Source organism: Sorangium sp. So ce295 (genome assembly GCF_051527405.1).
Lineage (GTDB): Bacteria > Myxococcota_A > Polyangia > Polyangiales > Polyangiaceae > Sorangium > Sorangium cellulosum_B.
Window position 1 is genome coordinate 4,879,053 of the sequence record NZ_CP150324.1, and the last position, 21,739, is coordinate 4,900,791.

Sequence of the window (21,739 nt, forward strand, 5' to 3'; positions counted from 1 at the left end):
CACCCGCGCGCCAGCGCCCGGCCGGGCGCTGGCGCGCCTCCTCGCCGCAGCGCCGCGCGGCGCCCCGAAATGTGCGCGTGGCGTCGAGCCCAGCCCTGATCCGCCACGCTATGCTCGGGTCCGGGAGCGCCACGGCGCTCGCCCCCGGGAACCCAGCATGTCCACCGAGCACTTCGACGTTCTCATCGTAGGCGCCGGCCTCTCCGGCATCGCGGCCGGCTACCACCTCCAGACGCGCTGCCCCGGCAAGCGGTACGCGATCCTCGAGGGGCGCAGCGCGATCGGCGGTACCTGGGACCTGTTCCGCTACCCAGGCGTCCGCTCGGACTCGGACATGTTCACGCTCGGCTATTCCTTCCGCCCCTGGAAGGAGGCCAAGGCGATCGCGGACGGATCGTCGATCCGCGACTACGTGCGCGACACGGCCCGGGAGCTCGGCATCGACCGGCACATCCGGTTCAATCACCGGGTTCGAGCCGCGTCATGGTCGTCGGAGCAGGCGCGCTGGACCGTCGAGGTGGACGTCGGCCCAGGCGAGGAGCGCGTCCGTACCTCCTGCAGCTTCCTGTACGTCTGCAGCGGCTACTACCGCTACGAGAGCGGGTATACGCCCAGCTTCCCTGGCCGCGACGACTTCCAGGGACAGCTCGTGCACCCCCAGCAGTGGCCGGAGGATCTCGACTACCGGGGCAAGCGCGTCGTCGTCATCGGCAGCGGCGCCACGGCCGTGACGCTGGTGCCCGCGATGGCCGCCGACGCGGCGCATGTGACGATGCTCCAGCGCTCGCCGACGTACATCGCCTCGCTGCCCTCGGAGGACCCGATAGCCAACGCGATCCGCGAGCACCTGCCGGAGCAAATCGCCCACCGCGTCGCCCGCTGGAAGAACGTCGCGCTCAGCCTGCTCATCTACCAGGTCTGCCAGCGCGCGCCGCGGCTGGCCCGGCGGATGCTCCGCGGCGGCGTCGCCCGGCATCTGCCGCCCGACTTCGACATCGATACACACTTCAACCCTCGCTACGATCCATGGGATCAGCGCCTCTGCCTCGTGCCGGACGCCGATCTCTTCCGTGCGGTGAGGGAGGGGCGCGCCTCGGTGGTCACCGACAGCATCCGGACCTTCACGAAGAGCGGCGTCCTGCTCGAGTCGGGCAAGGAGCTCCAGGCGGACATCATCGTGACGGCGACGGGCCTGGAGCTCCTGCTCTGCGGCGGCATCCGGCTCGCCGTCGACGGTGACGTCCTCGAGCCCGGCAGGTCGTTCATCTACAAGGGGTTGATGCTGGGCGGCGTCCCGAACTTCGCGCTCTGCCTCGGTTACACGAACGCGTCGTGGACGCTGCGCGCCGAGCTGGCCTCGACGTACGTCTGCCGCCTGCTAAGCCACATGGATCGCCACGGCTACCGGCAGTGCTTGCCGCGCCCTGACGAATCCATCCTCGATCCTCGGCCGCTGCTCGGCCTGACGTCGGGCTACGTGCGGCGCTCGGTGGACCACCTGCCCAAGCAAGGATCGAAGGCGCCGTGGTGCTTCCGCCAGAACTACGTGCTCGATCTGCTCGCGATGAAGCTCGGCCCGGTGGACGACGGCACCATGGTTTTTTCCAGGGAGGGCCGGCCGCCGCGCCGCGAGCCCGCGAGCGCGGGGCGTCCTCGGCGCGCGGAGGCCTGACCGGAGGCGCGCTCCGCTGGCGAGCCGCCATTGCCGGCCAACATCGCGCGCCGGACGCGGACTCCGATCGCTCCGCTTGCCCTGTTCGCCCTGGCCTGATGCCCCTGAAACTTCACGGCGCTGTCATCGGAGCTTCAAGGCGGGGAGGGGGCCCGACGAGAGATGATCTCCGGGAGCTCCGGCCTGGAGAGAGCGAGATCGCCAGCGCGACAGGATGCTTTTTTCAAAAAAGAGATGGCCGTACCCGATTGCGTGAAGGATGGCTCGCCATCGCAGCATCCATCAGGCGTGAGAGAGACCGAGATGCGAACGGTCTCTTCCTGGAAAAATCTCAGGAGAGTAAAGAGATGAGCTTGTTCAGCAAGAGGGTCCTCCCGTTCACGCTCCTCGGTGCCGCAGCCGCGCTCGGTGGCTGCGCTGGCGACGCTTCCCTCGAAGGCGACGACGAGCAGGAGACCCAGACGGCGGAGGCTGATCCCGAGTCAGCGGACGCGATCGACCCCGACGCGGCGGAGGCGGTTGGAAGCGCGCAGCAAGCGGTGACCGAAAGCGAATGGATTTGCTGGCAATGGTGGGGCAAATGGGTTGACGTCGGCCATGTCAAGATCTGGTGGGGCCATACTCCCAACGATGCCCTATGGGCCTGCCAGAACTGGGTCGCGCGCTGCTACAACCACGGCGACGGCTGCTATGTTCGTGATAAGACGCCGATCGCCTGGTCATGGTGAGCAGCGCGGGGATCGTCCTCATCGATCACCGCCAGAGCGGCAAACGGGTTGAAGCCGCACGCAAACAGCGAGAAGTTGGGACGCCAGAAGACGCCAAACCCCGACAAAAGACGCCAGAATTTTAGTCACACATAGATCGCGAGATTGCCGCGCGCTCTTCACACAAGCGAGGGCACTCAGCGAGGGAGGCGATTCATGGTGCCGAGGCGAGCCATGGCCGGGAGCGGCCGTCGGAGAGCACGATCATGAGCGCGCTCCTGCGCGGCGCCGTGACGCCGCTGAAAGGCGCCGCGGCCGCCGCGATCGCCTGGCGCACGCAGGGCCGGCACTACGTCACCGTCATCGCCAAGGCGAGCTTCGCCTTCGCGATCGATGCGGTGATGTGGCGGACCGATCAGCACGCCTCGCAAGGCGCTCGAGGGGCCGAACGCCGACATCCTCGCGGGCTTCGACTGGTCGTACTTCCAGGCGGCGCCCGAGGACCAGCGGATCACATTCCTGCAAGGCGATGAGTGGATCGTGCTCGAGCACGTGAATCCGGCGGCTCCACGGCTTCAGATGCGCTTGCCCGGGGCGCGCGGGGTGGCGCGGATCCGGGGGCTCGCGTCTAGCCCAGGGCCTGGGCGCTCGCCGTGAACGATCCGTCGCCTCGGGCGGCCGTGGTCGCCTCGCTCGCCAGCACCCTGAGCCGCGCTGTCGCCCTCGGGGACGAGGCGGCGGTCCGGGTCGTTCACGAGGCGCTCGGTCGGCTGCTCGGGCTGTCGGCGGCACCGGAGGGGTGAGCAAGCTTGGGCCGAATGTCGAGCCCGCCGCTCGCTTGGAGGAGCGTGACCCCCTGCGCCCCCGCGCCGACTGGGCCCTGGGCGCCAACACCGAGACGTTCGAGCGGGTCGCGCCACGACAGGTCCCTCTCAGAAAAAATCCGGGCCGCTAGCCTTCATCTCCATGGCAAAGACGCTCTTTCCGATCTTGAGGCCCTCCGAGCCGAACATCTTCCCGCGCGTCACACCGGCCTCGCGCTCCAGCGTGGCGACCACCTGCGCGAAGTCGCGGTTCAGCTCGGGCGGGCAGGTGTGGAAATTGTGATGAAGCGTCGTCGTGACATCTCCGCAAGTGAGTGCTTGTAGTGTACCAGACGGTGCAGTAGTATAGAAGTACTCACTGTGGAGCGCACAGCGGTCTCATCCCGGCCGAAGCGGCGAAGCACGCCATCGGATGGCCGCATTTCATCGAGCGCCTCGGGATCGCAGCGAGCCGCGGCGATCCGGGACCTGCTCCCGGGAAGACGTCGCCGCCTACCTGAGGGCCCTCGACAAAAAACGACCGGGAGTGTCCAAAACCCCGACGCGCGAGCGTCATGGGGGTGCCGGTCGAGGTGACCGGCGGAGCTCTCAAAGGAGAAACCATGCCCAAATATCTGTGTTTGCAGCGAGCGCTGCCCGGTGGAGATGGCGAGAAACCCTCGCCCGCCCAAATGCAAGCGATGTACGTCAAGTTCAACGATTGGAGGGAGAAGTTCCAGAAGAACCTGCCTGATATGGGAGGCAAGCTCGGCGCGGGAAGGCTCGTCACCACGCAGCCTGCGCCGGACGGGCCCTTCGTGGAGGTCAAAGAGCTGGTCGGCGGCTACATGATCGTCTCGGCGCAGACGCTGGAAGAGGCAATCCAAGTGGCCCGTGAATGTCCAGGGCTCGTGCGGCCCGGTTCAGGCGTCGAAGTCATCGAGATCCACGCTCCTTGAGCGCACCTCGGCTGCTTGAGCACTCCTTCCGGCACGAATACGGCCGGTTGGTCGCCATGCTCTCGCGCCGCGTAGGACTGCAGCACATCGAGGCTGTCGAGGACGCAGTTCAGTCGGCGCTTATGGCTGCCCTTGAATCGTGGACGATTGCCGGCTTGCCGGACAATCCATCCGCGTGGCTCTTCCGCGTGGCGCACAACCACCTTGTGGGAGAGATGCGCCGACGAGCGCGCCGCGATCGCAAGGCGGAGCAGCACGCCCTGGACGACCCCGGTGCGCCGGAGAACGGTCCTGACCCTTTCCTCGCGGGCGATGTGCGAGACGATCTGCTCAGGATGCTGTTCGTCTGCTGCGACGACGCGATCCCCGTTGAATCGCAGCTTGTGTTTGCCCTGAAGACCCTCTGCGGCTTCGATGTCCGCGAGATCGCGGAGCGGCTCTTTGCCAGCGAAGCCAATGTGTACAAGCGCCTTGGTCGTGCCCGCAGCCGCTTGCGGGAATCTCCGCTGCTCCGCGACGAGCTCACGGGAGAGCAGTGCGCCTCGCGGCTCCCCGCCGTGCACGCAATCCTCTACCTCCTGTTCACGGAGGGCTACCTCGCTTCCTACGCGGAGACGGCGATCCGCCGAGAGCTCTGCGACGAAGCGATGCGGCTGGCGGCCATCCTGGCGGAACACCCGGTAGGCCGGACTCCGGAAACGTTTGCCCTGCTGGCGCTGATGCATCTGCACGCGGCACGGATGACCGCTCGCCAGGATGCCTCCGGCGGGTTGCTGCTCCTGGAAGAGCAGGACCGATCTCTTTGGGACCAGCAGGAAATTCAGGTTGGGCTTTCGTGGCTGGCCAAATCTGCGCAGGGTGATGTGTTTTCCAGGTACCACGCGGAGGCCGGCATCGCCGCGGAGCATTGTCTCGCGCCGTCTGTCGCAGAAACCCGGTGGGAAAGGGTCGTGGACTGCTATGCCCTCTTGGAGCGGCTCGGCCCCTCCGCGATACACCGGCTGAATCGCGCGGTCGCAACGGCGGAGTGGCAGGGGCCTGCCGCGGGGCTCGCGGTTCTCGAAGGCCTTGAGCCGCCCACTTGGCTGACCGGCTCATACTTGTGGGCTGCGGTGCTCGCCGACTTGCATCGGCGCTGCGGAAATGACGATGCGGCGCGGCGCTATCGGGATGTGGCGGTCAAATCCGCGCCCACTCCTGCGGTGAAAGCGCTGTTGCAGCGGCGACTCCGGGCCATCGGCCCGTGATTCCCCGCAGGCTGTGGAGTGAAGGCGGCCTCTTCGATCGATGCATGGATAAGTTGTTGCTATAGCGTCGTTTCTCCAGGAGGGCCGGACCGCATAGGGTTCTCTATGTCAACCAGCGCGTGCAGCGTGGCTGTACGGTGGGACCGGTGATGCCGCGGCCCTTTACCGCGGGCGATGCGGCGATGGGCGCCCCGTTGGGCCACACCGGAGTCGCCCTCGGTAGCGAACCAGACGGAAACCACGGCGATCGCTGCTGTTCTTCGGCGGCCGCTCGTCATCGACCGGTATCTCTGGCGGGATTTCCGACGCGGGGAACGAGCTCGAGAAAGATCCCCTCAAATACCCGCGAAAATTTCGCGAGAAGTACGAAGATCGGCCACGATTCTGTCGAACGCAGCGAGGAGCTCTTCGAATCAGTCGTCGCGCCCGGGGACGTCGAGACCCTCGAGCAGCGCACGTATCAGGACGACGGCGACCGCCACATACAAGGCCGAGCACGCGAGCCATGCGCCTCAGGAGGCCAGGCGGATGCGCGGGTCGGTGTCGCATGCGAAGCTCTGGCGCGGTCCCTGCCAGAAACACGACTCCGTGGCGGGGTGGCGCTGTGAAGGTGCTCGGGACTTCCCCGGCGCAAAAAGGACGCGACGGGGCCTCTGCTCTACGCAGCCTTCCTTGTGTTGCTCTTCGCCGTGCGCTTCGGATGCGGCGGAAAAAAAGATGAGGAGCCGGCGCGTCGGCGCACCTCCACCGCGCGCGCTCATGCTAACAACCGCGCCGGTCGTCCGAACGCAGACGAGCTGGCCATGGACGACCGAAGGCGGTCCTCCTCACGGCCGCCTCGACGCGCGGGCCGGCGATGCATGGAGCTTTGAATGAGGTACAACCTGTTCGCTGGATTGCTTGCCTTGCCCCTCCTGGGTTGCGGATCGGATCCTGCTGACAACGAGGGCGCGACGACGGTGGGCGCGACGACGACGGGCGCGACGACGAGCACGGGCTCCGCGGGGACGGGAGGTGCGGGCGGGGAGTCGCCGGGCTGCGCGCAGGCCGCGGCCCCGGACGTCACCGATGTCTCCGGCACGTGGGCGTACCGCGCCGTCGGGTCGCAGCTCACCCAGGCGCAGGGTCTCCCGCCGTTCCAGACGCGCATCGTCAGCGTGATGCTCATCACGCAGCAGCAGAATGGAGACGCCATCTCCCTGCAGGGCACGTATTGCGACCATTACACCGAGGACCCGGACGCGATCGTGCACGCCGTCATCCCGGACAGCTTCCGCGAGGCGCTCGCGCCGGTCACCCGCGAGGGCACGTTTGCGGTGAGCGAAGGGGGACTCCGCTACAAGCTCGGGCCCCTCCACGAGGTGATCGGCGCGGCGCTCGGCGATCCGGCGCAGGACGAGCTGCCCACGGATCCGGCGGACGCCCGCGTCGTCGATCAGGACGAGGATGGGCACCCGGGGATGACGGTTCAGCTCCAGGGGCTCATCGACGGGTCGGTGTACGTGGCCGAGCGGGCGCGGACCGAGCTCGACGGCGTGGCGGTCGCGACCGATCGCATCGAGGGTCGGCTCGGTTTCGTGTCGGAGCAGAGCGTGCTCGAAACGGATCCTCCGAGCCTCAAGGCGACAATGGCCGCCTCGAGGACGTATCCCGATCCGGAGGAGTGCAACAGCACCTTCGTGATGGTCCGTACAACTGACGACGCGGACTGCGCCTGGATCAAGGAAAGGGCCGACACGCTCTTCCAGTGAAGCCCCTCCCGGCGGTCGCGGCGCTCCGCGTGACCGAGCGCCACCGGGCCTCCCATCGAGAGGACACCGGCTTCGCTGCGCTGCTCACTCGGGCAGCCGCAGGACGAAGCCGGCGCCGGCGAGCCAGCCGCCGCTGGAGAAGCCGGGATAACCAGGGTTGTTCGTCTGCAGCCCCTCCACGCCGTCGAGCGGCTCGCCGCTCACGATGTCGACGAGGTTGTCGGGGACCTCGTCGAACACGGGGTTCCTGGCGGACGGGCGCTTCGACACCTCCCGTGGCAGGAGCAGCTGGCCGTGCAGGAACGCCCCCACGCCGAAGTCGGCGCCGAAGAGCGACACCGGCGTCTCGAACGAGGCGCTGGCCGCGAGGCGCGGGTTGTCGACGTAGTTGGTCCTGCCGATCTGGTCGGGCACGGGAGACGGCGTGAAGGCAACGTCGGCAGAGAGCCTGCGGCTCCCCAGCACGACCGCGCCGCCGAGCCCCACGGACACCGTGCTCGACCACGGGTCGGGCGGGCTCTCCGCGTGCCGATCGCGGTACTCTGACCACCGCGTCAGGAGCGCGTGCGCGCCGATCTCCCAGGCGGGCGGCGCCGGGCTCTTCGAGCGCGCTGCGCGCTCGCCCCCTCGGTCCTCGCTCAGCGGGCCCATGACCGAGGCCCCGACGCCGACGCGGGTCGGCTGGTGCCCGAGCGTCAAGCGATAGGCCTGGGGGACCGAGGTCTCGCCCTCCGGATAGGTGGTGTTCCAGAAGCGGATCCTGTTCTCGCCGTCGGTGTCCGACGCCGAGGCGAGGTGGAGCGTGGCCGAGAGGCGCAGCCAGGGGGCCGGGCTGGTCGCGAAGGCGAAGTAAGGAGCGAAGACGCTCTCGACCTCCACGTCGGGGTTGATGAGGGCGGTCCGCTGGTCGCTGGCGTCGGGCACGTGGACGGCGGTCCGCGCGCTGGTGCCGATCGTGACGTCGACGCCCGCCCCGACCGACAGCCAGCGGGTGATCCGGCCAGCCATCGACACGGCCAGGCTGGTGACCGACAAGCGATCTCCCAGCAGCTCGAACTCCAGCCGATTCGAGAAGTACTGCGCGCGCTCGTCGGCGAAGAAGGCCCGCTGCTCCTGGAAGCTCCTGAGCGGCAAGAGGGCGTAGAAGCCCAGGACGAGGCGGTCCTCGTAGAGCGGCCGCACGAACCCGAGCGTCGCGTAGCTGTTGATCTGCCGGTCGCGCGTGTCGCCCCGCGGGCTCGGGAGCTTCGACCCGGGCAAGGGCCGGTGGGTGAGCCGAGAGGTCGAGCCGTCCGGATTCCGGATCTGGCCATCGTACACCGACTCGGGCACGTCGACGCCCGGGGGGCGCGGGGCCAGGGTGATGTCGCCGTGGGTGACGAGCACGAAGAAGCCCGCTTGCGTCGTCGCGGGCGCGTACGGCAGGAGCGCCGGGTTGAAGAACGCGGCTTCCGGGCCCCGCGCGAGCGCCCGTGCGTTCAGCCCGTTGGCGCTCGTGGGAGCGCCGGTGATCTCCAGCGCGCCCGACGCGCGCGCGGCTCCGGCCTGGAGGAGCAAGGCGGACGCCAGCGCGAACGGCGTGGCGACGCAGACTTTGTGCGGCATAGGTGCCCGCTTCCCTGGGTTCCATCGCATGAAGACCGTCGATGCTACTTCAGGATCGGGTCGCAGTTCGTGAACTTGAACGACGTCATCATCGTGAACACCGCGCTGCTGCCGCGGCGCTCCGCGTAGAAGAAGTCGAGCGGATACTCCTTGCCGACCTCGATGCCGAGCTCCTCGGCGTGCGCGTCGAGCTCGAGGAGCGCCGAGGTCGGGACGTGGAGCCCGCCCATGTCGATCGCGAGGCGCCTGTTGATGAACACCCAGAGGTCGTCGTCGCCGTTGAAGAAGAAGACGCCGCCGCGCTGGTAGTCGAACGTCATGTGGAGCTCGTACGTGAAGCCGAAGTTGTGCTCCCGCCCCTCGTTGCCCCACCCCTGATCGTCGATGGGGAAGAACTGGTCTCCCGAGAAGAGCCCGAGGCCGCTTTCGCTCACCTGGAGCGGGACGTCGTACCGGATCGGTACGTTGACCGTGGGGTCGTCGTGATACCACTGATAAAACGCCTCGGGCCCGGTCGTGTGCTCCGTCCCGCCCTCATGGGCATAGACCGGCTTGTCGTCGGGGCCGAGCTCGGGCTCGACGATGCCTTTCAGGCCGTCGCCCACGAAGGTCTCGAAGTCGGGGTGCCCGCCGTCAGGGCTGAAGGCCTTGAAGTCGCGCACCACCCCCGCGAGCTTCGGCTCGCAACGCTCGTCCCCGCCAGCGCCGGCGGTGCCTTGGAGAGAGCCGCCGCCAGCGCCGGGATCGAGGATGCCGGGGTCATCACCGCCGGCGGTGGACGAGGACGAGGCGGGCGACGACGACGTCGTGGCGCCGAGGTCGCGACCGATGACGGCGATCTCGGTGGTGCACCCCGCGAACGCCGTGCCCGTCGAGAGAAGGACGGCCAGGAATCGCGGGGTGCCCGCGCGGGTGGCCGCCGTGGGCTGGGCTAGCTTCATCGAGATCGTCTCCTGTCGCATGGATGCCTCCGAGCTTGCCGGTCCGGCAGGCAAGCTCATGTGAACGCGTCGTTTCGAGGGGCGGCGCCCGAAGGGGCCCTGCCAATGCGGCGCACCCGACGGGCGTCATCGGCCGCGGGCGCGCGGCCAAACGCAGCAGCTCGCGCGCCCCGGCCGGGGCGCCTCCCTCCTCCTCGATCCACCGCTTCGGTTCGCTCATGTGCCCCGCTCGTCTGAATGCCGGCATCCGACGGGTCCTTCATCAGAACGCGATCCCGGCTCTCCACCGAAGAGCGAGCGGACCGACCACGCGCACGGCGAGGCGCGCGCCCTCACCGGGGCTGACCCAGCGCCGGGCTCCCGGGTCGCAGCGCTCCGGCTCGTGGATGCGGAGCGCGACGTCGCGCTCGCGTGGCCGCGATCGCTTCACCGGCGCCCCGCGCGGAGCCTCAGCTCCAGTGAGCCGTCAACTCGAGGTGATCGTCGTTGTCGCCACCGCCGGAGATGATGCGCTGGCGGACGTGGTCGGCGCCGCCGATCACGAGGAGCTGCTCGCAGGAGCCGATGACCTCGGTCCACATGTTCTCGTCGAAGCCTTGGCAGCCGATCCAGAGAGCGCGGGTGAAGCCGCGGCGGGATTCGAGGACACGGACGTGGCCGGCGGAATAGTAGTTGGAGAAGACGCGCTGGCCGAGGGAGAAGAGGGTGGAAGGGGAGATGAGGTTCGCGATGACCTTGTAGATGCCGCTCATGTCGTCGTGCGTGCACTGGCGGCCAATCTGGTGGATGAGCTCCTTGCCTTCGCCGGTCGTGCGCCGGATGGCCTGGAACAGGTCCTTGTACCAGGCGATCGGGTACCAGCCGGTGGAGACGAGGCTGCCGTAGCGGATGCCGTCGCGCAGCGGTTCACACATCTCATCCAGGCTGCGCTTCTGGACAGGCTCGCCGCGCAGCTTGCCAAAGCTCGCCACCACGGAGCGAAACGCCACCCCCTTGACCTTCGGTTCGTCGGTCATCCCATCGCGCGAGCGCGCTCGGCAAGGAGGGTACCGCATCGCGCGGAGGCAGGCCAGCGCCCCGGGTGGCAGGGACGGGCCCGGCCAGGCGCGAACCGCGGCTTCGGGCTCCTTGACCGTTGACCGGCCGAGGCGGCGCCTCGGCGCGCGCGCGGCCTCGGGGGACGCTGCAGTGACGCGCCCGCCTCAGGGCGACTCAGGCGCAGCTCGCGGCAGCGGCAGCTCGACCGTGAAGGTCGCTCCTTGCCCGAGCTCGCTCTTCACGTACATCCGGCCACCGTGCGCTTCGACGACACAGCGGGCGATGTAGAGGCCGAGCCCCAGCCCTCCGTAGTGCCTCGCCGAAACGCCGCGCCCGAATCGCTCGAACAGCTTCGACTGCGTCTCCTGATCCATGCCGATCCCGTGGTCGGTTATCGACAGTCGGGCGGTTCGACCATCCGACGCGAGCGCGATCTGGATCGGCTTCGCTCCGCCGAACTTGACGGCGTTGGTCAGCAGGCTGGTGACCACCCGCTCCAGCCGGTCGCCGTCCCAGCGGCCGACCACGGGCCCCTCCGCCTGCATGATCAGCTCGATGCCTCCCTGCGCGAGCTGGTCCGCGACCCGCGCGGCGGCGTCGCGGACCACCGTGCGGAGATCGACCTCGCTCAGCCTGAGATCGAGCCCCCCCGCCTGGATGCAAGAGACATCGAGGAGCCCGTCCACGAGGGCCGCGAGGCGCCGGATCTGCCGGTTGCATCGGAGCAGCGCCGAGCGCGCGCGCCCGACGTCCATCCCCGGCGCGAGCCGCCGCTCCAGGCCCTGCATGACGAGCTGCAGGCTCGTGAGCGGTGTTCGGAGCTCGTGAGAGGCAATGGCGACAAACTCGTCGCGCACGCGGACCGCCTCCTCCGCCTCGGCGCGCGCACGCCTCTCCTCCAGGAGGAGCCGGTCGCGCTGCTGCTCAGCGCGCACGCGCGCCGTGACGTCGCGGTGGCTCCAGACCCGCCCGACCACGGCCCCGGCCAGGTACTGCGGCAGCGAGTAGCACTCGATGAACCGCCCGTCCTTGAGCTCGAAGAGATCGAAGCTGGTCGCCTCCGGGTGAGCGTAGATGGCTTCGATCCTGCTCCGGAACCCATCGGGATCTCGCATGACATCGTGCACGAAATCCAACGCGTACACGTCGTCCCGGCGGGTCAGGACCTCGTCCGGAATGAGGAAAATCTCCGCAAAACGGCGGTTGAAGAGCACGATGCGCCGGGCGAGATCGACGGCCAGTATCCCGTCCGCCGCCGATTCGAGCGTCGCTTTGAGCAATGACACAGAGGAGCGCATCATCTCTTCAGGGTGCGCCGCTCGGAGCGACCATGGAGCGGCGAGCCGAGCTGCCCGGCGTGCTCGGGCGACATGCAGCGCCGGGTGTCCGGGGATGGCCTGGCGGCCTGAGCATTTGCGGGCCTGGTCGAGCGGCGAGCATCGGCAGGATGACTACCGCGTCTCGGCCACCGTGCATCAACGTGAGGCTGGCTGGCATGTCCGATTTTGTTGCCCTCCACACCGGCATTGAAGAGTACAATCGCCTCCTGCATGGTGCAGCCTGAGCCGCTCGAGCTTCGCGCGGCCCGCCCTGCGGATGGCCCCGCCCAACCGGGCCACCACGCTGGAGAGGAGCTCAGGGGGGCCGGCAGGCGCAGCCATGGCCCCACGCGGGCCCCGAGCGACGTGGCGCTTCGCCCCTCAGGCCCTCACCCATGACTCCCGCCGCCCGGTACACGATCCTCGAGACGCTCTCCGGCGAGGGGAGGGCGGTCGTTCATCGCGCGCGGAGGGACGCCGATGGCCATCCGGTCATCCTCAAGGTGCTCGACCCGCGGCGCAGCGGACCGAAGGAGCTCGAGCAGCTCAGGCGCGAGTATGAGCTCGGAACGCTGTTCGACACCCCCGCAGTCGTCCGGCCGCTCGCCCTCGAGACGTACCAGGGGATGCACGCCCTCGTCCTCGAGGACGAGGGCGCTGACTCCCTCGATGGCCTGCTCGGCGAGCCGATGCCCATGGACCGGTTCCTCCCGGTCGCCATCCGCATCGCCGGGGCGGTCGCGGAGATCCACGGCAAGGACATCATCCACAAGGACCTGAAGCCCCAGAACATCCTCGTGAGCCCCGCGAGCGGCGAGGTGAAGATCACCGACTTCGGCCTCGCGTCCCGTCTCCCCCGGGAACACCGGCCAACGCAGCCGGCGCGCCTCATCGAGGGCTCGCTGCCCTACCTCGCGCCGGAGCAGACGGGGCGGACCAACCGGGCGATCGACAGCCGCGCCGATCTCTACTCGCTCGGCGTCACCTTCTTTCAGATGCTCACCGGGAGGCTCCGCTTCGAGGCGAAGGATCCCGTGGCGTGGGTCCACTGTCACGTCGCCCACGCCCCGCCGAGCGCCTCGGACGTCGCCCCCGAGGTGCCCGGCGCCGTCGCGCAGATCGTCCTGAAGCTCCTCTCCAAGACGCCCGAGGATCGCTATCAGAGCGCTCGCGGCCTCCGGCGCGATCTGGAGAGATGCCTCGCCGAGTGGACCCGGAGCGGGACGATCAAACCGTTCACACCGGGGGAGCACGACGCGTCCGATCAGCTCCAGATCCCCCAGAAGCTCTATGGGCGGGACGCGGAGATGGCCGTCCTGAAGGAGGCGTGGGGCCGCGTGGCGGCGACGGGGACACCGGAGCTCGTGCTCGTCTCCGGGTACTCCGGCATCGGCAAGAGCGGGCTTGTCCACCAGATCGAGGCGCCTGTCGTCCGGCAGGGGGGCTTCTTCATCTCGGGGAAGTTCGACCAGTACAAGCGCGACATCCCCTATGCCACGCTCGTCCAGGCCTTCCGGGAGCTCGTGCGCTGGATCCTCGCGGAGAGCGAGGAGCAGATCGCCGCGTGGAGGCGGCTTCTCCTCGAGGCCTTCGGGATCAACGCCCAGCTCATCGTCGACGTGATCCCGGAGGTCGCGCTCGCCATCGGACGGCCGCCGCCGGCGCCGGAGCTGCCGCCGGTCGAGGCGCAGAACCGCTTCCGCAGGGTGTTCCAGCGCTTCATCGGGGTGTTCGCCCGCCACGAGCGCCCCCTCGCGCTGTTCCTCGACGACCTGCAGTGGGCCGACTCGGCCAGCCTCGGGCTGCTCCAGGAGATCTTGACCCACGCGGAGGTGCAGGACGTCCTCGTCATCGGCGCGTACCGCGACAACGAGGTGTCCGCCTCTCACCCGCTCATGCGCAGCCTCTCCGAGGTGCGGCAGGCGGGCGCCCGCGTCTCGGACATCGTGCTCGGTCCCCTCCCGCCCGCGGCGCTCGCCGCGCTCGTCGGTGAGGCCCTGCGCTGCGCCGTCGACGAGGTCGCTCCGCTCGCCGCGCTGATCCAGGACAGGACGGCGGGCAATCCGTTCTTTGCCATCCAGTTCCTCACCGAGCTCCACGACGAGCGCCTGATCGAGCGCGACGAGCGGAGCGGCCGGTTCCGGTGGGACGTCGCGAGGATCCGCGAGAAGGGCTTCACGGACAACGTGGTCGACCTGATGGTCGCAAAGCTCCGGAGGCTGGCCCCGGCGACGCAGGAGGCGCTGAAACAGCTCGCATGTCTGGGGAACACCGCGGAGATCGCTCTGCTCGCGATGGTCCACGGCGGCCTGGAAGAGGGCACGCGGGCGGACCTCTGGGAGGCCGTCCGGGCGGGGCTGGTCCTCGACCTGGACGGCACGTGCAAGTTCCTCCATGACCGCGTCCAGGAAGCGGCCTACTCGCTGGTGCCGGAGGAGCAGCGGGCCGCAGAGCACCTCCGGATCGGCCGGCTCCTCGCGTCGCGGTTGCCCGAGGAGGCGGTCGCGGAGCGGATCTTCGACGTCGCGAACCAGTGGAACCGCGGCGCCCATCTCCTCACCGATCCGCGCGAAAAGGAGGCGCTCTGCCGGCTCGACTTCCTCGCAGGGACGAAGGCGAAGGCCGCGATCGCCCATGCGTCTGCGCGGAGCTACCTCGCCCAGGCGTTATCCCTCTTGCCCGAGGATGCCTGGAGCAGAAAGTACGAGGAGACGCTCGCGATCCACCTGGATCTCGCCGAATGCGAGTGCCTCCTCGGCGACTTCCAGCGGGCCGACGCGCTGTTCGACCTGATCCTCGCGCGCGCACGCTCACCGCTCGACCGCGCCAAGGCCCATCGGCTCCGCCTGCGCCTCTATCAGATCGCCGGACGGCTCGGTGACGCCGTGAGCACCATGTTCGAGGCGGTGCGCCTCTTCGGGGTGACCTTCCCGGAGTCCGAAGGCGAGATCCAGGCCGCGGTGGAGGCCGAGCTCCAGAGGGTCCCCATCCTCCTCGGCGGGCGCGCCATCGCCGACCTCGCGCTCGCGCCGACGACCACGGACGAGCGCGTGCGGGCCGTCGTCCGATTGCTCGTCGAGGCGATGGCTCCGACGTACAGCACGCGACCGGCGTACTGGCCCCTGGTCATCGCCAAGGCATTGAGCCTCTCCCTGCAGCATGGAAACTGCGAAGAGTCCGCTTTCGTCTACAGTTGTTATGCAGCCCTGCTGGTGTCGAGGTACGGCAACATCTCCTGGGGGTGTCAATTCTCGGAGATGGCGCTCAGGCTGAACGAGAGGTTCAACGGCCTGGCGCTGAAGGGGAGGCTGCTCTTTCACCACGCGGCCCTCGTCAGCGTCTGGCGCATGCGCTTCGCGACGCTCCTTCCCATGATGGAGCAGGCTCATGTCGCTTGCTTCGATGTCGGGGATTTCATCTTTGCCGGCTACGCTTCCTTCAACTTGGTGTGGCTCGTCGTGGAGAGCGGCGGCTCGATCGAGCAAGTCATCGAGGCCTCGCGGAAGTACGCGTCGCTGGCCGAGAAGAGCCACCACGACCTGGCGCGCCGTCTCCTCCGGACCGAGGAGCAATTCGCGGCGAGCCTGAGGGGGGTGACGCAGGCGTCCACGAGCTTCAACGACGATACCTATGACGAGGCGGAGTGTGTCCTCGCGATGGAGAAGGCCGGCTTCGGGATCGGGGTCGCCTTCTTTCACATCATGAAGCAGGTCGCGGCGTTCATCGATGGACGAGTTGCCGAGGCGCGGCAGGCCGCGGCCCGCGCTGCGCCGATGCTGCGCGAAGTGATGTCCCTGGCGAACGAGGCGACGCACCACGTCTACTACGCGCTCACGCTGACGGCGATGTACGCCGATGCGCCTGCCGTGGAACAACGTCGATTCGCGGAGCTGCTCGAGGTTCAATTGCAAAAATTGTCCTTCTGGGCAGAGCACTGCCCCGCGAACTTCCAGGACCGCCGCGCCCTCGTCCAGGCCGAGGTCGCGCGGATCGAGGGCCGCCCTCTCGACGCCGAGCGCCTCTTCGACGAGGCCATCCGCTCGGCGCGCGACAACGGCTTCGCGCACAACGAAGCCGTGGCCTACGAGGTCGCGTCCCGGTTCTACCGGGCGCGAGGGCTCGAGGAGTTCGCCGATCTGTACCTCCGCAATGCCCGTGCCTGTTACGCCCGCTGGGGCGCCCACGGCAAGGTGAGGCAGCTCGACCTGCAGACACCCCACCTCGTCGAGCGGCGGTCTCCCCCGCCCACCGCGACCGTCGCGGTGGGCTCCGATCAGCTCGACCTCTCCTCGGTGACCAAGGCCTCGCAGACCATCTCCGGTGAGATCGTGCTCGACGAGCTCATCCGCACGCTGCTCAGGATCGTGCTCGAGCAGGGAGGTGCGGAGAGGGCCTGCCTCCTCCTGTGCCAGGACCAGGGCCTCTCGATCGAGGCGGAGGCGGCCCTCGGAGAGCGCGGGGCGACGACGACCCTCCTCGGCTCGGAGCCGCTGGACGGCTCGCTCCGCGTTCCCGCGTCGCTCATCCACTACGCGAGCCGGACCAAGGAGCGGGTCATCCTGAGCGACGCCGCCGCCCACGCGGGCAAGTTCGCGAGCGACGGCTACTTCGCTCGGAGCCGGCCCAGGTCGGTCCTCTGCATGCCCATCCTCAGGCAGGCCCAGGCGGTCGGGCTGCTTTATCTCGAGAACAACCTCCTCGCCGGCGCCTTCACCCCCGATCGGCTCGCCGCCCTGGAGCTGCTCGCCACGCAAGCGGCGATTTCCCTCGAGAACGCGCGGCTCCTCGCCAGGGAGCGGACGGCGAGGACGGCGGCCGAGGCGGCCGAGCGCCGATCCGCGTTCCTCGCCGAGGCCGGCGTCGTCCTGTCGGAATCGCTCGAGTACGAGGTGACCTTCGCCCGCCTCGGCGAGTTCTGCGTGCAGACCCTGGCCGACTGGTGCTCGATCGATATCGTGGAAGACGGAGAGCTCCGCCGCCTGGCCGGCGCGCACGGAGACCCCGAGAAGGCGCCTGTCCTCGAGGAGCTTCAGCTCCGGTATCCGCCGCGCTGGGGCTCACTCGACCCGTCGGTCGAGGTCCTCCGCACCGGCGCGCCGCTCCTCATGTCCGAGCTGCCCGAGGAGATCCTGCGAACGATGTGTGTTGACGACGAGCACTTTCGGCTGCTCCGGGAGCTCGGTACGCGCACCCGGCTCTCGGTGCCGCTCGTGGTGCGCGGGCAGAGGCTCGGGGCGCTCACCCTCTCCTCGGGCGAGCCGGGGCGCCGCTACGGGCGCGCCGACCTCGATCTGGCGCAGGAGATCGCGCATCGCGCGGCGATCGCGATCGACAACGCCCGGCTCTACCGCGCCTCTCAGGAGGCCGTCCGCGCCCGCAGCGAGTTCCTCTCCGTCGCGTCCCACGAGCTGAATACGCCGCTGACCTCGCTCACGCTCCTGGTGCAGTCCCTCCGCCGCGCGGTAGGCGCGGGGCGCCCCGTGGATCCGCAGGTCATGGATCAGCGGCTCGAGCGTCTCTCGCGGCAGACAACCCGGCTGACCGGGCTCATCAGTGATCTGCTCGACGTCTCGCGCATCGAGTCGAGGCCGCGCGCGCTGGAGCTCGGCGACGTCGACCTCGGGGCCCTCGTCCGCGCGGTGGCTCTGCGCTTCGAGGCCGATCTGGCGAGGGCACGCTGCGCGATCTCGATCCGCGGCGACGGGCCGGTCGTGGGGTGCTGGGACAGGTCCCGCCTCGACCAGGTCGTCACCAACCTCCTCGGCAACGCGATCAAGTTCGGCGCCGGCAAGCCCATCGAGATCGTCGTGGGCGTCGAGAACGGCGTGGCCCGGCTCGCGGTCCGGGACCACGGCATCGGCATCGATCCGGCGCAGTGCGGCCGCATCTTCGAGCGCTTCGAGCGCGCCGTCTCGGAGCGGCACTACGGCGGGCTGGGCCTCGGCCTGTACATCAGCCGCAAGATCGTGGAGGACCACGGCGGCTCGATCCGGTGCAACTGCGAGCCCGGCGCCGGCGCCACCTTCATCGTCGAGCTCCCCTGCGCGGGGCCGGCGCCCCCGCCTCCGGCGGCGTGAGCGGGCTGTCCTGCTCGCGACGATCCCCTGTGCCGCTCCCTCTCGAGGTCGAGCGCCGGGCGCGTTGCGCCGACGCGCGGCGTTTGCACCTCCTGCCGCGCGGCGCCGCGCTGCCGGCGGGGCTCGGCGCTGGTACGTCTCATGCTCGGTCCCTGGATCGGAGGACATCATGAAGAAGGGGCTGTACGACGCGCTGCGCTTGGATCATCAGCGGCTGGACGAGGTGTTCGAGGGCCTGCTCAACCGGATGCATGCCGGCGACGCGGAGGCGGCGCGCGAGATGTGGGGAGCGTTCGAGCGCGACCTCTCGGCGCACATGGAGGCGGAGGAGGCGGTGCTCCTGCCGGTGCTCGATCGCTTCGATCCGGAGGAGGCGGGCACCGTTCGCGCCGAGCACCTCGGCATCCGCAAGCTGATCGCGGAGATGGGGGTCGCGATCGAGCTCCACACGTTGCGGGAAGAGCGGGTGGAGGCGTTCGTCCGGGCGCTGCGGCAGCACGCCGCCCACGAGGAGGAAGGGCTGTATCCGTGGGCCGACCGGGAGCTGCCCGAGCCGGCCGTGGCGCGCCTGCTCGATGGGCTCGCCGCGGCGCGCGACGCCGTGAAGCGCGCCGCTCACCGGTCCTCGACGGCCGCGCCGGGGCCTCGGGCTCCTTGACCGGGCCGACGCGGCCCGCGGCGCCTCAGCCCACGCGCGGCCTCAGGGGCCCTCGGCGTCGAAGATCGCGTCGACGTACCGCCGCGCCGCCTCGCGCCGGCGGCGCGCGCGCTCGGCCGAGTCCTCCTCCACGAGCACCTCGTCGGGCTTCACGCGGAAGAGCGGCTGGCCCTTCTGCACGATCGTCCCCTCGCCGCCGTCGATGAGCACCTCCTCGACGGTGCCGGAGCACGGCGCGAGCACCTTGTTGAACATCTTCATGACCTCGATCACGTAGAGCGGATCGCCCGCGGCGAAATGGCTGCCCTTCGTCACGAGCGGAGGCCGATCCGGCGCCTCCTGCGCATAGAACATGCCGCCGGTGACCGCCACGATCTCGTTGGCCCGCATGGCGGGCGGCGGCGCGAGCACCTTGCGCATGCGGGCCGAGAGCTCGCGATCGAGCAGGCGCTCGGGGATGTCGACCGTGCCGTCCTCCCGCGCGCGGAGCTCGAAGAAGCGCGCGGCGTCGCCCGCGAGGACCAGCGCGTCGAGGAGCTCAAGGCCCGCCTGGAAGCCGAGGTGCGAGCCGCGGACCCGCCGCCACAGCTCGGCGTCATAGCCCTGAGGCGCTGTATCCCGGGACAGGTGCGCTCGCAGCTCGGGCCACGAAGGCGCGCCGCCCGCCTGGCCCATCCGCTCGCCGACGCGCCGGTAGAAGCCGAGCGCCCGCGAGAGCACCTCCTGGTCGTGATCCCAGATCACATGGGCCGCGGGCGCCTGCGGCTGCGGCGTCATGTTGAGCAGCCAGTACGTGTCCGCGAGCACCTCGATCGGGTTCTTGAGCCAGCGCACCCGCCCCGACCGGATCTCGAACGACCCCATGTTCCGGCTGAGCCACGCCGACAGCAGGTGCGGCTCCGCGCAGATCTTCTCCACGGGACGGCGCACCAGCGTGTCCTTCAGCGTGAAGACCTTCTTCAACGCGCCTGCGCCGGTCGCCTCCGCGGCCCCGGCCCGCGCCGCGAGGCGGCGCTCGTGACGGGCGCCGAGCTCGGCCCACATCGCATCGAAATCGAGCTCCCCGAGCTCCACCGCGAGCAGGCCGACCTGCGTGATGTAGGGGACCACGAAGCGCGTCGTCGGCTTCGTCCACACGCTCCGCGCGAGGAACCAGTGCACGAGCCCGTAATGGAACAGGAGGTTCGTGTGAAGATCGCTGCCGCGCAGCGTGGTCGTGCGCAGGATCTCGCAGATCCGCTGGTAGGCCTCCTCGCGCGAGGCGCCGTAGGTCACGAGGAGCGCGATGTTGCTGTCGTAGGCGCCGGCGACCCGGTAATGCATGAACACCCCCGTGTCGGGGTTCTTCACGCAGATGCCCTGATCGTCGCGGATCTCGTGCGGGTGCGGATCGCTCCAGGACACGATGATGCCGGCCGCGTGGGGCTCCAGCGCGCCGTTCGTCGCGTTGAGGCGCGCCTCCACCGCGGACCCTTCCCGCCGGACGCGGATCGGCCGGGGCAGCCGCTCGCCGTGGCGCGCGAGGAGGACCATGCACTCGACGAGCGAGGTCACCTCGAACGCGTCGGCCGGATCGGCCGGGTTCTCGAAGCGGAGGCCATAACAGAGCTCCGACACCCGGTGCTCGACCTGGATACGGGTGTTGACCTCCATGAAGTAGTGGTGATCCCCCTCGACGATGCACTCGAACGTCGAGGCCGAGTTCAGCCCGACCGCCTGCCCGAACCGCTCCGCCTCGGCCTCCATCCGGGCGAGCGACGCGAGCTCGCGCTCGAGCGACGCCGCGCGCGGCGCCTCGCCGGCCGCGCGCGCCCGCTCGATCGCCTCGAGCAGCCCCTCCTGCGTCATCGCCACCTCGAGCAGCTTCTGCTCGTGCATCTGCAGCGAGCAGTCGCGCCCGCCCAGCGCGACGCACCACGCGCCGTTGCCGATCAGCTGGATCTCGTTGTGCCGCGTCTCCTCGATGTTGAGCTCGAGCAGGATGTTCTTGTTGTCGCCGACGCCGGCGGCCTTCACCTCCGCGAGGACCTCCCGCGCCAGCGCGGGGACCTCGGCCGCCCGCGCCCGCGCCGCGGCCTCGAGGGGCGCCGCGTCGGGCGCGACGCCGGCGAGGAGCCGCTGCCCCTTGCCGCCGCCGCCGCCGATGGCCTTGAGCCGGATCCGCCGCCCCGGGTGGCGGGCGAGCAGCTCGGCCGCGCCCCGCTCGAGCTCCTCGCAGAGCTCGTCGGTCGTGTAGAGATCCACGCGCCGCGCGTACGCCGCCGCGAGCAGGGCGTCCGCCGCCTCGGCGAGCGGGATCCCGTCGGCGAGCCCCGCGCCCGCGGCGCCCGCGCCGAGCAGCCCGCGCTCTGCCGCGGCCGCGCGCAGCGCCGCGTGATCGGGCCACTTGCGGAGCACGATCCGCCGGGTCGCGTCGTCGATGCCGGGTGTCACGCTGACCGCGGCCGCGAGCGCCGTCCGCTTCGCCTCGTCCTTGAGCCCGGCGGCGCGCTGCACCGACGAGCGCGGGCCGATGAAGACGAGCCCCGCCTCCTCGAGCGTGCGCACGAACTCCCCGTCCTCGGCCATGAAGCCGTAGCCCGCGAACACGTGCGTGTAGCCGCCGGCCCGGGCGATCGCGACGATCTTCTGCATCAGCTTGACGCGCTCGTCCTTGGTGGCGCCGGTATAGTCCTTCACGCGGTGCACGTGCGCCGGGTGCACGCAGCGCAGCTCCGGCGCCAGGGCGTGCGTGTAGACGATCGAGTCCTTCTCCGAGAGGAGGATGCCGTAATGCTCGATCCCCATCTGGGCGAAGACATCCATCGCCTCTTTCCGGATCGGGCCCCGGCAGACGATCAGCGGCCGCACGTCGTCGGCGGCGAAGGAGCGCGCCCACGCCGAGCTCGAGCGGCCGAGCCTGCGGTCGCGCACCACCCTCGGGTTGCGGTCGTAACCTCGCTTGGTCTCGAATCCATCCATG

General features: G+C 69.5%; 15 protein-coding genes. 9 read left to right on the forward strand and 6 right to left on the reverse strand.

The annotated features are described in order from the left end of the window. The first annotated feature begins 157 nt into the window (after nucleotides 1-157). The 4 genes from WMF11_RS18430 (at nucleotide 158) to WMF11_RS18445 (ending at nucleotide 3,182) form a co-directional block, all read left to right on the forward strand. Nucleotides 158-1,672, forward strand: coding sequence for a flavin-containing monooxygenase (locus WMF11_RS18430; protein WP_437978387.1), 1,515 nt, complete (start codon nucleotides 158-160; stop codon nucleotides 1,670-1,672). A 347-nt stretch (nucleotides 1,673-2,019) separates the two neighbouring features. Continuing rightward, nucleotides 2,020-2,400, forward strand: a complete 381-nt coding sequence (locus tag WMF11_RS18435) for a hypothetical protein (RefSeq protein ID WP_437978388.1) — start codon at nucleotides 2,020-2,022, stop codon at nucleotides 2,398-2,400. Between the two features lie 435 nt (nucleotides 2,401-2,835). Then, nucleotides 2,836-3,036, forward strand: coding sequence for a DUF2169 domain-containing protein (locus WMF11_RS18440; protein ID WP_437979320.1), 201 nt, complete (start codon nucleotides 2,836-2,838; stop codon nucleotides 3,034-3,036). After that, complete coding sequence (locus WMF11_RS18445; RefSeq protein WP_437909687.1) at nucleotides 3,033-3,182, forward strand: hypothetical protein; 150 nt, start codon at nucleotides 3,033-3,035, stop codon at nucleotides 3,180-3,182. The genes WMF11_RS18440 and WMF11_RS18445 overlap by 4 nt, the downstream gene beginning before the upstream one ends. Nucleotides 3,183-3,311: 129 nt before the next feature. Here the strand turns inward: WMF11_RS18445 and WMF11_RS18450 are convergent, their stop codons facing one another. Further along, nucleotides 3,312-3,437: a hypothetical protein gene (locus WMF11_RS18450; RefSeq protein WP_437909688.1), complete on the reverse strand. Its 126-nt coding sequence runs from the start codon at nucleotides 3,435-3,437 to the stop codon at nucleotides 3,312-3,314. A 368-nt stretch (nucleotides 3,438-3,805) separates the two neighbouring features. On the opposite strand from WMF11_RS18450, the gene WMF11_RS18455 reads away from it, so the two are divergent. From WMF11_RS18455 to WMF11_RS18465, 3 genes are all read left to right on the forward strand, one after another. Then, nucleotides 3,806-4,141, forward strand: coding sequence for a YciI family protein (locus WMF11_RS18455; protein ID WP_437909689.1), 336 nt, complete (start codon nucleotides 3,806-3,808; stop codon nucleotides 4,139-4,141). Further along, nucleotides 4,138-5,388 carry an RNA polymerase sigma factor gene (locus WMF11_RS18460; protein ID WP_437978389.1) on the forward strand — a complete coding sequence of 417 codons (1,251 nt, stop codon included), beginning with the start codon at nucleotides 4,138-4,140 and terminating at the stop codon, nucleotides 5,386-5,388. The genes WMF11_RS18455 and WMF11_RS18460 overlap by 4 nt, the downstream gene beginning before the upstream one ends. An 872-nt stretch (nucleotides 5,389-6,260) precedes the next feature. Beyond that, nucleotides 6,261-7,139 (forward strand): hypothetical protein, encoded by an 879-nt coding sequence (locus WMF11_RS18465; RefSeq protein ID WP_437978390.1) that lies wholly within the window; start codon nucleotides 6,261-6,263, stop codon nucleotides 7,137-7,139. 84 nt (nucleotides 7,140-7,223) lie between these two features. Here WMF11_RS18465 and WMF11_RS18470 read toward each other — a convergent pair whose 3' ends face one another. From WMF11_RS18470 to WMF11_RS18485, 4 genes are all read right to left on the reverse strand, one after another. Then, nucleotides 7,224-8,744, reverse strand: a complete 1,521-nt coding sequence (locus WMF11_RS18470) for a hypothetical protein (RefSeq protein WP_437978391.1) — start codon at nucleotides 8,742-8,744, stop codon at nucleotides 7,224-7,226. Nucleotides 8,745-8,788: 44 nt separating this feature from the next. Then, nucleotides 8,789-9,706: a fibro-slime domain-containing protein gene (locus WMF11_RS18475; RefSeq protein WP_437978392.1), complete on the reverse strand. Its 918-nt coding sequence runs from the start codon at nucleotides 9,704-9,706 to the stop codon at nucleotides 8,789-8,791. A 428-nt stretch (nucleotides 9,707-10,134) separates the two neighbouring features. Beyond that, a complete protein-coding gene (locus tag WMF11_RS18480) occupies nucleotides 10,135-10,701 on the reverse strand; it encodes a hypothetical protein (protein ID WP_437718245.1) in 567 nt (188 codons plus the stop codon). Between the two features lie 186 nt (nucleotides 10,702-10,887). Beyond that, a complete protein-coding gene (locus WMF11_RS18485) occupies nucleotides 10,888-12,009 on the reverse strand; it encodes an ATP-binding protein (protein WP_437978393.1) in 1,122 nt (373 codons plus the stop codon). A 428-nt stretch (nucleotides 12,010-12,437) separates the two neighbouring features. Between WMF11_RS18485 and WMF11_RS18490 the strand changes: the two genes are divergently transcribed. Continuing rightward, on the forward strand, nucleotides 12,438-18,119 hold the full coding sequence (locus tag WMF11_RS18490; protein WP_437978394.1) for an AAA family ATPase: 5,682 nt from the start codon (nucleotides 12,438-12,440) through the stop codon (nucleotides 18,117-18,119). A 169-nt stretch (nucleotides 18,120-18,288) separates the two neighbouring features. Next, on the forward strand, nucleotides 18,289-18,777 hold the full coding sequence (locus tag WMF11_RS18495) for a hemerythrin domain-containing protein (protein ID WP_437978395.1): 489 nt from the start codon (nucleotides 18,289-18,291) through the stop codon (nucleotides 18,775-18,777). Nucleotides 18,778-18,819: 42 nt separating this feature from the next. Here the strand turns inward: WMF11_RS18495 and WMF11_RS18500 are convergent, their stop codons facing one another. After that, a complete protein-coding gene (locus WMF11_RS18500; protein WP_437978396.1) occupies nucleotides 18,820-21,738 on the reverse strand; it encodes a biotin/lipoyl-containing protein in 2,919 nt (972 codons plus the stop codon). Nucleotide 21,739 lies beyond the last annotated feature (1 nt).

Coding starts and splice junctions, on each gene's coding strand:
- WMF11_RS18430 (WP_437978387.1), top strand. CDS start 158: ATGTCCACCGAGCACTTCGACGTTCTCATCGTAGGCGCCGGCCTCTCC.
- WMF11_RS18435 (WP_437978388.1), top strand. CDS start 2,020: ATGAGCTTGTTCAGCAAGAGGGTCCTCCCGTTCACGCTCCTCGGTGCC.
- WMF11_RS18455 (WP_437909689.1), top strand. CDS start 3,806: ATGCCCAAATATCTGTGTTTGCAGCGAGCGCTGCCCGGTGGAGATGGC.
- WMF11_RS18465 (WP_437978390.1), top strand. CDS start 6,261: ATGAGGTACAACCTGTTCGCTGGATTGCTTGCCTTGCCCCTCCTGGGT.
- WMF11_RS18470 (WP_437978391.1), bottom strand. CDS start 8,744: ATGCCGCACAAAGTCTGCGTCGCCACGCCGTTCGCGCTGGCGTCCGCC.
- WMF11_RS18475 (WP_437978392.1), bottom strand. CDS start 9,706: ATGCGACAGGAGACGATCTCGATGAAGCTAGCCCAGCCCACGGCGGCC.
- WMF11_RS18480 (WP_437718245.1), bottom strand. CDS start 10,701: ATGACCGACGAACCGAAGGTCAAGGGGGTGGCGTTTCGCTCCGTGGTG.
- WMF11_RS18490 (WP_437978394.1), top strand. CDS start 12,438: ATGACTCCCGCCGCCCGGTACACGATCCTCGAGACGCTCTCCGGCGAG.
- WMF11_RS18495 (WP_437978395.1), top strand. CDS start 18,289: ATGAAGAAGGGGCTGTACGACGCGCTGCGCTTGGATCATCAGCGGCTG.
- WMF11_RS18500 (WP_437978396.1), bottom strand. CDS start 21,738: ATGGATGGATTCGAGACCAAGCGAGGTTACGACCGCAACCCGAGGGTG.